This is a genomic window from Actinoallomurus sp. NBC_01490 (assembly GCF_036227085.1).
GTDB classification, from domain to species: Bacteria; Actinomycetota; Actinomycetes; order Streptosporangiales; family Streptosporangiaceae; genus Actinoallomurus; species Actinoallomurus oryzae.
Genome location: NZ_CP109433.1, coordinates 972,765 through 987,236, shown reverse-complemented (window position 1 = coordinate 987,236; position 14,472 = coordinate 972,765). Strand labels below are relative to the sequence as shown.

Annotated in this window: 9 protein-coding genes and 1 pseudogene; 7 read left to right on the top strand and 3 right to left on the bottom strand. The window is 62.9% G+C overall.

All coding sequences use genetic code 11. From position 1 onward, the window contains the following. Positions 1-1,069 precede the first annotated feature (1,069 nt). Positions 1,070-1,948 (top strand): annotated as a pseudogene (locus OG417_RS05070) (IS5 family transposase); the annotation flags it as partial. A 388-nt stretch (positions 1,949-2,336) separates the two neighbouring features. Here the strand turns inward: OG417_RS05070 and OG417_RS05065 are convergent. Further along, entirely contained in the window at positions 2,337-3,569 is a 1,233-nt protein-coding gene (locus tag OG417_RS05065; RefSeq protein ID WP_329237621.1) for an IS256 family transposase, read from the bottom strand. A gap of 73 nt (positions 3,570-3,642) precedes the next feature. Here OG417_RS05065 and OG417_RS05060 point away from each other — a divergent pair, with 73 nt between their 5' ends. Both OG417_RS05060 and OG417_RS05055 read left to right on the top strand, forming a co-directional pair. Continuing rightward, positions 3,643-4,086 (top strand): site-specific integrase, encoded by a 444-nt coding sequence (locus OG417_RS05060; protein ID WP_329250445.1) that lies wholly within the window; start codon positions 3,643-3,645, stop codon positions 4,084-4,086. A gap of 719 nt (positions 4,087-4,805) precedes the next feature. Then, complete coding sequence (locus OG417_RS05055) at positions 4,806-5,582, top strand: Crp/Fnr family transcriptional regulator (RefSeq protein ID WP_329250442.1); 777 nt, start codon at positions 4,806-4,808, stop codon at positions 5,580-5,582. Positions 5,583-7,011: 1,429 nt separating this feature from the next. Here the strand turns inward: OG417_RS05055 and OG417_RS05050 are convergent. After that, on the bottom strand, positions 7,012-8,307 hold the full coding sequence (locus OG417_RS05050) for a pentapeptide repeat-containing protein (protein WP_329250439.1): 1,296 nt from the start codon (positions 8,305-8,307) through the stop codon (positions 7,012-7,014). Positions 8,308-8,609: 302 nt separating this feature from the next. On the opposite strand from OG417_RS05050, the gene OG417_RS05045 reads away from it, so the two are divergent. Together OG417_RS05045 and OG417_RS05040 are read left to right on the top strand one after the other, a co-directional pair. After that, entirely contained in the window at positions 8,610-9,842 is a 1,233-nt protein-coding gene (locus OG417_RS05045) for an IS256 family transposase (protein WP_329237621.1), read from the top strand. Between the two features lie 1,480 nt (positions 9,843-11,322). Beyond that, on the top strand, positions 11,323-11,616 hold the full coding sequence (locus OG417_RS05040; RefSeq protein ID WP_329250436.1) for a hypothetical protein: 294 nt from the start codon (positions 11,323-11,325) through the stop codon (positions 11,614-11,616). 416 nt (positions 11,617-12,032) lie between these two features. On the opposite strand, the gene OG417_RS05035 is transcribed toward OG417_RS05040, so the two are convergent. After that, positions 12,033-12,950 carry a hypothetical protein gene (locus tag OG417_RS05035; RefSeq protein WP_329250432.1) on the bottom strand — a complete coding sequence of 306 codons (918 nt, stop codon included), beginning with the start codon at positions 12,948-12,950 and terminating at the stop codon, positions 12,033-12,035. A gap of 317 nt (positions 12,951-13,267) precedes the next feature. Here OG417_RS05035 and OG417_RS05030 point away from each other — a divergent pair, with 317 nt between their 5' ends. Continuing rightward, on the top strand, positions 13,268-13,564 hold the full coding sequence (locus OG417_RS05030) for a hypothetical protein (RefSeq protein ID WP_329250430.1): 297 nt from the start codon (positions 13,268-13,270) through the stop codon (positions 13,562-13,564). A gap of 305 nt (positions 13,565-13,869) precedes the next feature. After that, on the top strand, positions 13,870-14,385 hold the full coding sequence (locus OG417_RS05025) for an ATP-binding protein (RefSeq protein WP_329250427.1): 516 nt from the start codon (positions 13,870-13,872) through the stop codon (positions 14,383-14,385). Positions 14,386-14,472: the final 87 nt, after the last annotated feature.

Below are 14,472 nucleotides of genomic sequence, written 5' to 3'. Positions count from 1 at the left end.
TGGAGTGTCTTGGGCAGGCGACGCGACCTTGCCTCGATGTCAGGCGCTGACCGACAACCCGCATCGAGCCAAGTTGAGCGCTTCCAACACTTGACCAGGCTACGCCAACCTGCGACGGCAAGTTCAAGTCCTTCACTGGAGCAAAACGCCGCCGCCCAAGCGACAGCGCTTATCCGGCAGACAGGATCACGCGGAGGCGGCGCATACACACTCCGCTGGACACGGAGTCAGACGCAGTCGACAGCGTACTCTGCCCGGCCCCCGCCCTTCCAGATGACGGTGTTGGTGCCGTGTGGCGCTATCGGCACACACGTGGGACGGTCCCCACTGCTCAAGTCGACCGAGCCCTCGATCGCGATCGCGCAGTCGTTGCGCAACAGCGCCCAGCCGGGCCCGTTCTCCGTCAGTTCCGCACAGGCGCCGAACACCCTGGGTGAAGCCTGCGAACCATCGTCGGCCGAGGCGACCGTGGGGGCGGCGATAAGGACCGCCGTAGTAGCAGCGATGCCCGCAGCAATGCGGAATCGTGACATTGTTCACTCCAGTTCATCAATAAACAGCGGGATGACTGAACCCCCGCAGGACGTCGGAGGGCTGAGGCCTCAGAAAAATACCGGCATCTTGATCAGCAGCACATATGGCATCCTTTCTATGGCCGGTCGTACCTCACGCCGTGATCAGCAGCGAGGTGAGCCAATTGGACCCTCACCCATGGTGAGGACGGCGGCCCCGTGCTGCCGGTGGGTCGTGGGCACGTATCCGTTCCCGCCGGGGCCGCCGCTTCGGAAGTCCTATGTCCGGGGGGCCGGTGAAACCAACGCCCCGGAGCTTCCCTCATCACAAACAGTCCGCCCGCCAAGCGAAAGCGCAAGGCCGGGGGAGGGACGGAAGCGGCGGCTGGGCCTGCCCGCCAAGCCAGCCGAACCTGCCATGCCCGCCCAGAACGAGGGGCAGTGCTCGCCGTTGACGGCCCGAAGCGATATTTTGGGCGTCGTCCTTCCCTGCAGCAAGGCGCGAGGTTAGTTAGGGCCTGTCTCGTGGATCTCGAGAGGTGGATCTCGGTGTTGCGATAGACCGCTGTTGTGGTGATGGGGAGCGGTTAAAACGTCATGATCTGTCCGATGCGGAGTGGGAGCGGCTGCGGCCGCTTCTGCCCGGGGATCCTGCGCGGAGTGGCCGGTGGCGGCCTCACCGAACGGTGATCAATGGGATCTCTTTCGTTCCCGGACGGGGACTCCCTGGCGTGATCTACCACCGGTCTATGGGAACTGGAAAACCGTCTACAACCAGCATCGCCGCTGGTCGATGGACGGAACGTGGGCCGAGATCTTGGACCGGCTGCGGGCCGGATGCGATGAGGTCGAGGGTGCCGGCTGGATGGTCTCGGCGAACTCGACCATCAACCGGGCCCACCGGCATGCCGCCGGAGCACGCAAGGCACCGGCGGCCGATTGCCGCACAGGGGGAGGCGCTGGGCAAGTCCAGGGGTGGCTGGACGACCAAGATTCATCTGGTCGCCGACCGGCGGTGCCGCCCGATCGCCCGGCTGATCAGCCCCGGCCAGCACAGTGACAGCCCGCGGTTCATCCCGCTCATGGAACAGATCCGCGTCCTGCGGCGGGGAGCGGGCCGGCCACGCCGCACACCAGGCGTCGCTGCGGCCGACAAGGCCTACTCCTCGGCGGCCAACCGCGCCTACCTGCGGCGACGCGGGATCCGGGCGGTGATCCCGGTCAAAGAGGACCAGAAAAGGCACCGCCGAAACCGTGGCTCGGCCGGAGGCCGGCCGCCCGCGTTCGACGCCGACATCTACAAACAGCGCAACACCGTGGAACGTTGTTTCAGCAAGCTCGAGGAGTTCCGCGCCGTCGCGACAAGATACGACAAACGAGAGCGTATCTACCTGGGCACCATCGACGTCGCATCGATCCGGATCTGGCTCCGAGACCCCGTCACCTGGTCCACGGGACATGCCCTAGAGGAGGATGACTCAGAGGCACTGCGGCTGGGTCTGTCCAACCTCCCGACCGGCCCGCTCCGGATACGTCTGTACACATGGTCACTCAGCCCGGTTCACGCCGAGCATCTGCTGCGACTCTGGCCGGCCCCGGCGGCCCAAATGTGGACCTACCAGCTGGATAGGGGGGTTCTCACCGCACTACGCTGCCCACGGGCGCGTCGAAGCCCCGACCCCGTAGCGGCTCTCGATGGACCGACAGCGGCAAGGCACGCGACAGACAACCGCTGAAACACCGGGCATCCGGAGAGACCCGGGTGGCGTCCCGCGTGGTGGTGTAAGTGATCGTCACCGTGTGCGGGTCAGCGAGTAATGCTGATCATGCCGTGAGCAGTGCGGGTGTTTCCACCTCCTTGCTGGCTTTTGCGGGCTGGTCGAGCAGGGCCATGGAGCTTTCGGATAGGTAGCGGCGGTCGGTGACCTGCCATTCGTCGTGGGTTTCGACCAGCACCGAGCCGGCCAGGCGGAGCAGGGCGGCGGGGTTGGGGAAGACACCGACGACGTCGGTGCGGCGTTTGATCTCTTTGTTCACTCGCTCCAGCGGGTTGGTGGACCAGATCTTCTTCCAGTGGGAGAGGGGGAAGTCGGCGAAGGCGGTCACGTCATCGGCCGCCTCGGTGAGCATGGTCTCGACCTTGGGGAGCTGACGGCCGAGCATGCCGGCGATGGTGGTGAGTTGCTCACGGACGTGATCAGGGTCGGGCTGGGCGAAGATGGTGCGGATCGCAGCGGCGACCATCTCGGCGTGGCCTTTGGGGACCTGGGCCAAGACGTTGCGCAGGAAGTGAACCCGGCAGCGTTGCCAGGCCGCGCCGAGCAGCACGGCCTGGATCGCGGTTTTGAGGCCGGCGTGGGCGTCGCTGATGACCAGCTGCACTCCGTGCAGCCCGCGGGTCTTCAAGGTGCGCAGGAACGCGGTCCAAAACGCGCCGTCTTCGCTGTCGCCGACGTCGAAGCCGAGGACTTCGCGGCGTCCGTCGGCGGCCACGCCGGTCGCGACCACGACGGCTTGGGAGACCACCCGATGGTCGACCCGGGCCTTGCAGTAGGTCGCGTCCAAGAACACGTAGCGGAACGGCTGATCGGCCAACGACCGGTCGCGGAACGCCGCGACCTCGACGTCGAGCTCGGCGCAGATCCTGCTCACTTCGGATTTGGAGATGCCGGTGTCGGCACCCAACGCTTTGACCAGGTCATCGACCTTGCGGGTGGAGGTGCCGTGCAGGTAGGCCTCCATGATCACGGCGAACAGTGACTGGTCGACCCGCCGGCGGCGTTCCAGCAGGGAGGGGAAGAACGACCCGGCCCGCAGCTTGGGGATCTGCAACTGCAGATCACCCGCGGTGGTGGTGATCGTCTTGGGCCGGTGCCCGTTCCGCAAACCGGTTCTGGCCTCGGTGCGCTCATGCGGTGCAGCACCGATCACCGAGGTCAGCTCCGCCTCGATCAGAGCCTGGTAGATCGTGGTGGCCGCCTGACGGATCCGGTCTTCGACATCAGCGCCTTTGAGCGCATCCAAGACCTCCAGCAGGGCAGACTGGTCCAGAGCCATCGTGTGATGTGTCCCTTTCGCGAGAACCATTGGCGTGGGTCTTGCCGACCATCACACGGTGGCTCCTTGGCGCGTGGCCACCACGCCGAGGAGCCCGATCTCTTACACCACAAGCTGGGACGTCACCGAGACCCGCCCCGTTCCCATCCACCCCGAGCTTGCCGTGATACTTCGCCGGCACATCGAGGAGTTCAAGATCAAGCAAGGTGAACGGCTGTTCGTCGGCCCACGCGCCGGCATCATGACCGACCGGACGTACCTTGGCGTGTGGCATAAGGCGCGCAAGGCCGCGCTGACGGCTCAGGAGGCCGCCTCTCCACTCGCCGAGACTCCGTACGCCCTTCGGCACGCCGCCGTATCCACCTGGCTCGGCGCAGGGGTTCCGCCCGCTCAGGTCGCCGCATGGGCCGGGCACAGTGTTGCGGTTCTCCTCCGCGTCTATGCCAAGTGCATCTCTGGCCAGGAAGGGGAGGCCAAACGCCGCATCGCCCAGGCGACGCTGATCAAGAGACCGTAGAACGCTTCAGTCGTCGGAGGCGCAGTGGCTGGTCCAGCTTCCAATAAACCGCCGCTCAGGGCCACGTGGGACCTTCGGAGCCCTCAGCTCAGAGCGTTCGCCATATAAACCACGGGGCGCTCCGTGCTTGTGTCAGCGCCGTGCCGTAACGTGAGCGAAAAGAGGGGCGACGACATTTGAGGACGCCCCCACAGTGAAAACGCCCTCGGACAGGGCCTAGCCTGTAAGGGCGGAACGGTGCGTGTCTTCGCTGGACCTGATCCGTCATCGCAGCTAGAAGGACCCCTAGAGGTGGCACTCTGGGGGTCCTTGCTTTTTCCCTGGCCTTTCTGATATCACGCGCGTGCGACGCGCGAGCGCGAACCCGAGCCCGAATGCACCTGCGACCCCGTACCTTGATTGCAGTGCTGCATGTGTCTCCCAGCCACAGGAGTCCCAGGTCCTCTTTGCCACGGGAGGACTACGTCCCAACGGGGCGCCGAACGGGAAGACGTGCGACAGGTCCAGCGAAGGCAGAAAGGTTCCGCAGTGCATCACGACCGATGGGTCACCACGATCGGGGCGCTGGTCGCCCTAACGATAGTGACGGTGGCAGGAGTCGTCGCCGTACGACTCGGCCCCACTCAGCCAGGAGCAGCGGTCGCTGCACTTACCGCCCTGGCCACCGTCCTGGCAGCAATCCCGCCGATCATCAAAGCTCTCCACGGCAGGTGAGTGCCATGCAGATGGAGCACTATGGCGATGGGTTCCTCGAACGGCTCGATTGGCGCGACGAGATCGCGCTCTGGTCGAAAGCTGACTTCGCGAACTTTGATATCGGTGATCGCCTCCTTGCGGCCGGCGTCGCACCCAAGAAGATCTATTTCATCCGGCAGGGCCTGGTGCAGATGACCGCCATGTCCCGAGATGGGCAAGAAGCGTTCCTCCGTCTATGTGGTCCCGGTCAGATGCTTGGGGAGGACGCCCTACTCCCATTCGGCCAAAGATCACATAGGCGCCGGACCGTCAATGCCACAGCGTTGACGGAGTGCCGTGCTCGGGTGATGTCCCGGGAGGGCGCTCTCGAATTTCTTAACTCGCGCCCCCACCTGTGGGAGATGTTCACTCAGGACCTCATCCAGCGAACCGTCGAAGACGAGACCAGGATCACGAGTCTGGCGTGCGATCACTCAGTCCGCAGGCTTGCATGGCTACTGTGGGACCTCGAAAGGCACGGCGGTGTCGTCCAGGACGATGGCAGCCGCCGCCTCCCTCTGCCGCTTAGTCAGACGACCCTGGCCATGTGGGCTGGCATGAGCAAGAAGACAGTCGAGCGAACGCTGCGTGACTGGCGCGAACGTGGAATCATCTCCACTCCCGCTCCCCGCACGATCATCATTCACAAGAGCAACACCCTGGCAGTCTTCGCTGGAGTTACTCGACCAAAACAACACGCCCCGGGGACGATGCGTCAGGTACCTCATGGTCGCAACCAGGAGAGACAACGCGCTGGCTAGACTCGCCCCGTTCCCATTCACCCCGAGCTAGCGCGAATCCTTCGTCGTCACATCGATGAGTGCAAGATCAGGGAAGGCGAGCGGCTGTTCATCGGCCACGCGCTGGCATCATGACCGACCGGATGTACCCCGGTATGTGGCACAAGGCGCCCAAGGCCGCGCTCACGGCCCAGAGGCTGCTTCGTCGCTCGCCGAAACTCCGTACGCCCTTCGCCACGCCGCTATCTCCACCTGGCTCAGCGCTGGCGTTCTCCCTGCTCAGGTCGCGGCGTGGGCAGGGCACAGCGTCACTGCCCTTCTCCACGCCTACGCAAAGTGCATTGCTGGTCAGGAAGAGGAGGCCAAGCGCCGTATCACAGATGCCACACAGCTCATGTCGCTCGCCGCGAATCAGTTGACTGACTGCGGCTCCTGACGATGGTTTGGGTCAGCGTGCAACGCTGCCCAGAATGGGGGGCGCGACGCCTTCGCCGGTGATGAGGCGCGGCGGACACTGACGAAGGTGATTTCTCTCTCGCCCCTCCTGTGCTGCACAGGAGGGGCGAGAGCTACGGTCCAGACTCGGGGCCGGGGTCTTCCGAACGCTCTGGAACGTTTACGTGAATATGCAGTTCATTGATATCTCTACTTTGAACTACCGAACCATTGACGGTTCCGCTTAGTTCATTGTTGACCCCTGTCGAACTCTCTTGCTGGCCATCTACCCGGGCGCCCCTCCGAAGTCCTGGCCATCGCTGCCTCGCCTTGTATTCCAAGATGCGAAGTAGCAGGTCGGCGACTCCGGTACCGAAACGCTTAAGGAAAGGCTTTAGGGCTATCAGGAGGATTAGCGGGACTGATATTGATGACTTGGAGAGGAGTTTTAGGGCAGGGTCGGCTAGACTTTGTAAATCAGGAACAAGTAATTAATCACCTGATTTTCGCCGCGCCCTCTCCTTCTACCCAGAGCAGCCTTCGCAGGCGTCACCACGCATACCCGAATCAACCGTTAACTATAGCCTCTCAGGCTCAGCGTGTCACTTCTTTCGAGTGAGTCTCGCCAAGCTCGGCCCTTCAAGCCGATCGGCGCCACTCGATGCCAGCCCGGTCCTGTCGACTGTGCAGCGTGGACCCGTATTGGACCCAGCCGACCGTAGACGGTCGCATCTAGCCGGACACAGCCGGACAGGAACGAAGCAGCCCCTCACCGCTGTCATCGCAGGTGGGGGGCTGTTTGCGCTGGGGTGGCGGGTCCAGGATTCGAACCTGGGTAGGCTAAGCCGACGGATTTACAGACCCACCGCGCAACTGCTCTGACCTGCACATCCGTCGGGCTTATGCTTGACCTCGACCCGTATTCGGCCCAGACCAGCGCGCTCGCCGGAAGTCCGCCGCATGCATGCGTTAACCCATCGCGCCATGGGGTGCCACCCCGACTGCCGCTCAGGCGTCACGAGGGTGTACGCGAGGTTGACGCCGCAGCGGCAGTCGGCAGTATTAGCCCCTCCGGTAGCTTGGGCACAGGGATGTTCAACCCAGATGGTGGCGTTGACCATGAGCCGGCCCCGCGAAAGTCCACTTTCCCCCCAGAAAAGCGCGCCTGGCTGAAATCCACCACACTGCCAGAAAATTGCGATCCACCGAACTTCACCATGCCACCAGAAAATTCCGTGCCATCAAAATCTATCGCACCGCCAGAGAATACAGCTTCAAAATGTACTGTGCCACCGCGAACCTTAGCTCGCCTGAACGAAACCGCAACACCAGAAAACAATGCTTTGAAGTGGACATCAGCACCCGAGAACAGAGCGCCCGCAAAATCGATCGAGCCGCCCGAAAACTCTACACCATCGAAGTCTACATCACCACTTACGAACGCAGCACCCCTAAAATCTACCTCACCGCCGGAGAAGATAGCCTCACGAAAGTACACCAACGCACCATCATAGAATCTCGCATCACGAAAACTCACGGTAGCGCCGCAGAACTCCACCTCGGAAAAACTAATCATGTCATCGACAAATTCGGCATCTTCAAAGCTGACCAACCCCCCAGGGAACCTTGCGCCATCAAAGCTGCCGCCGTCGAAACGGACGCCGGTGAAATTGAAGTTATAGCCTTGCCAGGATGTCCGGGCATCCACACGCAGATGACCGCCAATGATCGCGATAATCGCATGACGGACTTCCTGATTTCGGCTAAACTCCAGCCGCTCCGCGGGAAGAGTCGACCCGGGATCGGCCTCGTATGGCATCCGCAAGTAGGCGCACAAAACGTCGATGCAGGTTTGACGGCCGTGCTCCCAATCATCTGCCAGACCAGCCATCGCATAGACGCCAGCCAGACGCACCGCAGGTTCGGTGTGGCCGAGTTGCCCTGCCGCCGTGGCGAACCGTTCGTTAAACACCCGTACACGCTCATCGCCGGCGCGCTGATGCTCGCGCACCTCGGCAGCCTCGGCCAAACGTTGCTTGCGATAGTTCATTACCAGCGCGGCTAGCGCACCGACGCCAGCGACCGTACCCAGCACTAGCTTCAGCACCTCTAGCAGGTCTCCGATCGATATGACCTTGTGGTGGGTGAGACCTGGAAACCCAAGGATGGCCAGCGCCACAACCGTGACGGCCGCCAGTCCCAGAACAGCGCCGAAGCCAGCGACCGTCAATGCCCGGCGAATCGGCCATAGCCCAGCCGCCGCCTCGCGTTCGCTTCGCCGCTGCAGTTCGTCGCCGTTCCCATCGTTCATGAATCCGACCGTACGACCGGTGCACTCCCTAACGATGGAATTTGGCGAATATCACAGACAGCAGATGACCGGCCCTCCGGCCCCTGTACAGGACGGCCGCTGATTCACCTCCGACGCTCCCGCGCCCGTACGACCTGCGGCACGCGGGGTGTCGCTGTGGCTGAGCTCCGGTGTGGGTGACGTCCCAGCTTGTGGTGTAAGAGATCGGGCTCCTCGGCGTGGTGGCCACGCGCCAAGGAGCCACCGTGTGATGGTCGGCAAGACCCACGCCAATGGTTCTCGCGAAAGGGACACATCACACGATGGCTCTGGACCAGTCTGCCCTGCTGGAGGTCTTGGATGCGCTCAAAGGCGCTGATGTCGAAGACCGGATCCGTCAGGCGGCCACCACGATCTACCAGGCTCTGATCGAGGCGGAGCTGACCTCGGTGATCGGTGCTGCACCGCATGAGCGCACCGAGGCCAGAACCGGTTTGCGGAACGGGCACCGGCCCAAGACGATCACCACCACCGCGGGTGATCTGCAGTTGCAGATCCCCAAGCTGCGGGCCGGGTCGTTCTTCCCCTCCCTGCTGGAACGCCGCCGGCGGGTCGACCAGTCACTGTTCGCCGTGATCATGGAGGCCTACCTGCACGGCACCTCCACCCGCAAGGTCGATGACCTGGTCAAAGCGTTGGGTGCCGACACCGGCATCTCCAAATCCGAAGTGAGCAGGATCTGCGCCGAGCTCGACGTCGAGGTCGCGGCGTTCCGCGACCGGTCGTTGGCCGATCAGCCGTTCCGCTACGTGTTCTTGGACGCGACCTACTGCAAGGCCCGGGTCGACCATCGGGTGGTCTCCCAAGCCGTCGTGGTCGCGACCGGCGTGGCCGCCGACGGACGCCGCGAAGTCCTCGGCTTCGACGTCGGCGACAGCGAAGACGGCGCGTTTTGGACCGCGTTCCTGCGCACCTTGAAGACCCGCGGGCTGCACGGAGTGCAGCTGGTCATCAGCGACGCCCACGCCGGCCTCAAAACCGCGATCCAGGCCGTGCTGCTTGGCGCGGCCTGGCAACGCTGCCGGGTTCACTTCCTGCGCAACGTCTTGGCCCAGGTCCCCAAAGGCCACGCCGAGATGGTCGCCGCTGCGATCCGCACCATCTTCGCCCAGCCCGACCCTGATCACGTCCGTGAGCAACTCACCACCATCGCCGGCATGCTCGGCCGTCAGCTCCCCAAGGTCGAGACCATGCTCACCGAGGCGGCCGATGACGTGACCGCCTTCGCCGACTTCCCCCTCTCCCACTGGAAGAAGATCTGGTCCACCAACCCGCTGGAGCGAGTGAACAAAGAGATCAAACGCCGCACCGACGTCGTCGGTGTCTTCCCCAACCCCGCCGCCCTGCTCCGCCTGGCCGGCTCGGTGCTGGTCGAAACCCACGACGAATGGCAGGTCACCGACCGCCGCTACCTATCCGAAAGCTCCATGGCCCTGCTCGACCAGCCCGCAAAAGCCAGCAAGGAGGTGGAAACACCCGCACTGCTCACGGCATGATCAGCATTACTCGCTGACCCGCACACGGTGACGATCACTTACACCACCACGCGGGACGCCACCCCGGTGTGCCGGCAACCGAGGTCGCCTAACGTGTGGGCGCAGCGTCAAGGTTCTGCTTCAGATCTACGCCAAGTGCATCGAGGGACAACAAGACGGCGCGAACAGGCGGATCGATGACGCACTCGGCGAGTGATCGCACACACCATGTCAGGCCTCCGGTTCGCGCCGGGCCCCTTTGGCTTTTCGCGGGCCGACCTGCGAAGCGTCCGGACGTTCTCCGCGTATGTTCCGGGACAAGTGACGAACACCCGCATCCGGCGGCCTCCGGCTGCCTGTTGGCGATCAATAAACAGAACGGCTCCGGATCGCGTAGGCATAGGTTGGGGCCGGTTCAAGGTGGGTGGTGGGTCCAGGATTCGAACCCGGGTAGGCTAAGCCGACGGATTTACACAGACCCACCGTGCGACTGCCCTGACCTGCATGTTCGTCGTCGTCACCCTCGATCTCGACCCATATACGGCCCGAATACGGGTTAAAGCGGCCTGCCTGCCAGCGCCTCGGGCGGAGGCGAAACCTGCGGCCCGGCTTCAGCGCCGCCCCACGAACTAGGATTGCGGCCAGCGATATGACGGAGGCGAGCTTGTACGGCGCGACGAGCCCATAGGCTTCGGCCTCCCGCGAACGCCGCCGTCTACGCCGTACCTCACCATCGAGAGCGTGAACGTGGCCAGGCTCCGCTCTGCCGTGCGCATCGGTCGGCGTACACTCGCGCCGTTTACCCTTGCAGATGTGTCATTTGCCACTAAGGCCGATAGCGTCCCATGCGAGGATCGTTTGCCCGTCTCACGACGGCACGAGCATTACATGTAGTGTGCGCAGTGGAGGGCTACTCGCGTTGGCCGACCTGTTGAACTACCTAGGGCAATCGTTTACGATACTTGGACTCTGGCTAAATCGCATCACGAGCCCGATCCCATGGCCGCTGGCCATAGCATTCTTATTCTTGCCAATAATGGCAATATTTCGCACGACCCTATGGATCGCCCGCGGAACCCTATGGCCCGTTAAGTGTAAGTATTTCCATACTCAGCAACGTCGCGCAGACAAACCCTGCAGGACACCCGTACCGGGTGAATGGCATTACTGCATGCACCACCGGAAGCGGAAAGTAATGTCCGATGGTCATGTCTGCGACCCTAGGTTACAGCGTTGGCAAGCGCGACTCCGGGGCGGCAAGATCGTGGAACGCTCCGATATTCGCGGAGCCGGGTTCGTCCGATTGATCTCTAATAGAGAGACACTGTTGTTCTATAAGGGAATAGCCAGGCGTCCCCGGGATGTCATTCCTGGTCTCTTGCCTAGCGAGTTGAGGCGGAGATGGAAGCAGGGAGCTGACAGTATCCGAAATCTGCGACTTCAAGATATCATTAAAAGGTCCGACGAAACACCGCTGGGTGTAGCGGAGCGAATGCCGAGGGTGATCATCGCTACGAGAACGTCCCTTATCGCCTACGCTGTTGGCCTGATAGCAGTTGGCGCGTCGATAACCGTCAGTGGCGCGTCGCAAACTATGGAGCAATATAACGCGGCGGCAGCATTCATCGTCTCCTGGAATGCATTCAGATTCGGCGTATGGAAGGACGAAGCGAAAGAACCAAAATGGATCCGCACCGTCTGCATCGACTCCGGAAAAGCGTTCGGCATTCTGGTCGCATTGGCCCTTATCGGCAACACACTTAGCGACCTAGAGAAATCTGTGCGACCTCATTAGCCACAGGAGAGAATGAGCAATATTCGGCGGCCATCAATTGAGGTTTGACCTGGTGCGGTTCGGCTTGGGGAACCCCCCGCTTACCCGAACCGGAACGGGTGGACGATCACCAAGCACACCCAACCCGCCGCAGCGCGACCGCACTTATCCTCGTCTCGTGAAATGCGGCCGACATAACAATCACCACGCAAAGCGAGCCAGCGATACCAGAATCAAGCGCCCCCCAGCAAAGATCGAGATCATCAAGCCGGAAGCTCAACTTAGCGGCATTGGCGCTCGGCGTATTCCAAAGTTTCCCTCCCTTCCGATGACGGGGCTCGGCTCGAACGTACTAGCGAGCCCCTGTCGCATGCTGGGCGGCCTCACCGGCAGGGCGGGCTCGCACACGCCATGATCCGCCGGGCCCGCTCACACTGCTAGGCCACTTCATCGGCATCGTCGTACGATGTAGGCGACTCAGGCCAGTCGAACGCCAGTCGGAGGCGTTTTTTAACGTCCTCCTTGATCTGCGCCGTCCCGTAGTTGACGATCGGCTTGACGCAGTATTCGCGGACAGCTCGGTGGCGGCGGGGTTCTCGACACATCAGCACGGCGAGGACGCGGGCCGGCCAGATCAAGCGGAAAGCGCCCTCGACAGAGATGCCGCCGGTCGCGACTCTCGGCAGGTGCTTGAAAACTAGCTCTACCGCCCGTTCGATCACGTCTTGGTACGGCAGGAGCAAGGCCCATCCATCCGGGTGCTGCCCACCGTTGCCGGTCAGCGCCGCAACGACCGCCTTCTTCGCCCGGTTGTATTGACCGCGGAACTCGTCAAGGGCATGAGCGGTCTGCGCCAGCAATTCGCACCAAAAGTGAGCCTTACCAGCCTCTTTCTGGAAGTCGTTGATGCGCTGGTCACCGAACTTCTTGCGCAGTCCTGGGATTACGTGCCCCTCGACGAACCGTTCCTCCTCCTCAGCCGTGGGGCGTCGACGCGGGTTGTCTGGATCGATGTCGCGGGAGATACGAAATGGCTCACCAAGTTGCTCGGTCGCTTCGCGAAGGTTCGGGTCGCGGCGCAGCCACCGGATAACGCCAGCGATGAAAATCTTGATCGCCGCCTGCTGCCCAGCCGAAGTCTGCGGCCAGTTCCTGCGCTGGCCGGTGCGCCCGCGCTCGGGCGGCTTCCAGGCTTGGTCGGCCTCCCGCTCAAACCTGACTAGTTCGCGTTCGGAAGACGCGGCGGCGATGGCCAGCGCCTCCTGCCAACCATGCTCGGCTCCCCCGCATCGGCAAGCACACGGCGGCTTCCCTGCCTGCTCGCAGTTCTTGCTGTGACCACTTCGCTTCGTCATGCGCCCTCCGTGAAGTACGAGCAGCAGAGAAACGCATCGTCCGTCGACAATGACCAGCGGTGAAGGCGCTAAGTAGGCATTACAGACTTACTGGCCGCAACCGGACGACGAACTCGCACCAGTGACCTCTTTGGCATCAGCACCCTGTGCGACACGTACCCGTACCGGATAAGCGTCTTGTTACGTCACGCACGGTCAGCCACATGGGCCAGGCCCGATCTCTTCCCATCGGACAACACCGTCGCGTTAACCGGTGCGGGCTTACGTGCAGTCCCTGTCAGCCGGTCATATCTCAGCAGCGAAGTTAGGAGGAGACCATGAGTATCGTCCATGTGACCGGCGTTGAGATCGAGTTCGCACGCGGTTTGACCGCCCAGGTCCGCTGGGCGAGGGAGCACAACCAAGGCTTCCCGTCCCCGGAGTGGCCGAGCAAAGAGCGGCTTGCCGTCGCCCTCGTGCTGGGCAATCAGGATTACCTCACCGAGCAGGGCTACCGCGCGAGCTCTGCGCTTGATCGTGTTTGCGTGGGGATGACCTCTCGCTACGCGGACCGTATCGCCTGGCTCAACGCCATAAGAGATCTCGTGGATGGCTTCATAAGAGAAGCTGGGTGAGCCATGGATTGTCGTCGTGCTGCTCAGGATCACGCCGATGTCAACGAGCGGTGTGATGCGCCGAGCAGGCCCCTGGGCCGTCTCGGCTCCGGTTTGTCCGAACAGTCAACGCGAGCGTGTTAACCGATGCGGGCTTACGCGCGCTGTCTTCCAGCCGGTTCTATCTCCAACGCGGCACCACATGTCCACTGAATCGGCACAGGGAGCAGGTACGTCATGGGATCAGACTCACCCCCCACCGTCCCCGGCGAAAGAGGATCGCGGCGTCTCGCGCGTGCTGTGGTCCTTCGATTGGGGTGAGCGCTGTGACGGAGACGCGTACCGGCTTGGAGTCTGGCCAGGTGGAGCAGGACGGCGAACTCGTCCTCGGCTCGGTGGAGGACCCCGCCCGACAGCCGTTGCCGGCCGAGTCGGCGAACCCGGTCAAGGTGGCCCGCAGTTACGCGGAGAGTGTGCTGGCCGAGGTCGCAAGGATCGATGCCGATCACGTTGACGATGTGGTGCTGGCCGTCTCTGAGCTGGTTACCAACGCCATCTGTCACGCGGTCGGTGAGGGGCGGCTGTCGGTCCGGCTGGTCGTACGTCCGAGGTGGACACACCTGTGCGTCACCGACCCAGACTGCACCGTCCCGGAGACGACACAGCCCGGAGACGATGACCTGTTGCTGTCGGGCCGTGGTGTGCCGATCGTCGGTCAACTGGGTCTGCTGTGGTTCGTCCCTTCTGCCCAGGGCAAGACCGCGCACGCCGTGATCACCCGTACCGGCGAGAAAGTGACCGACGAGGAGCGCGAAGCCCTTATTCGGTTGCAGATCGTTTAAACGTCCGCCCGGTCGCCCCCGGCGTCTGACCGCGACCGCAGCGGCGCAGGAGATCGCCCGTACGTCCCCCCTTGGGCGCTCCTGGTG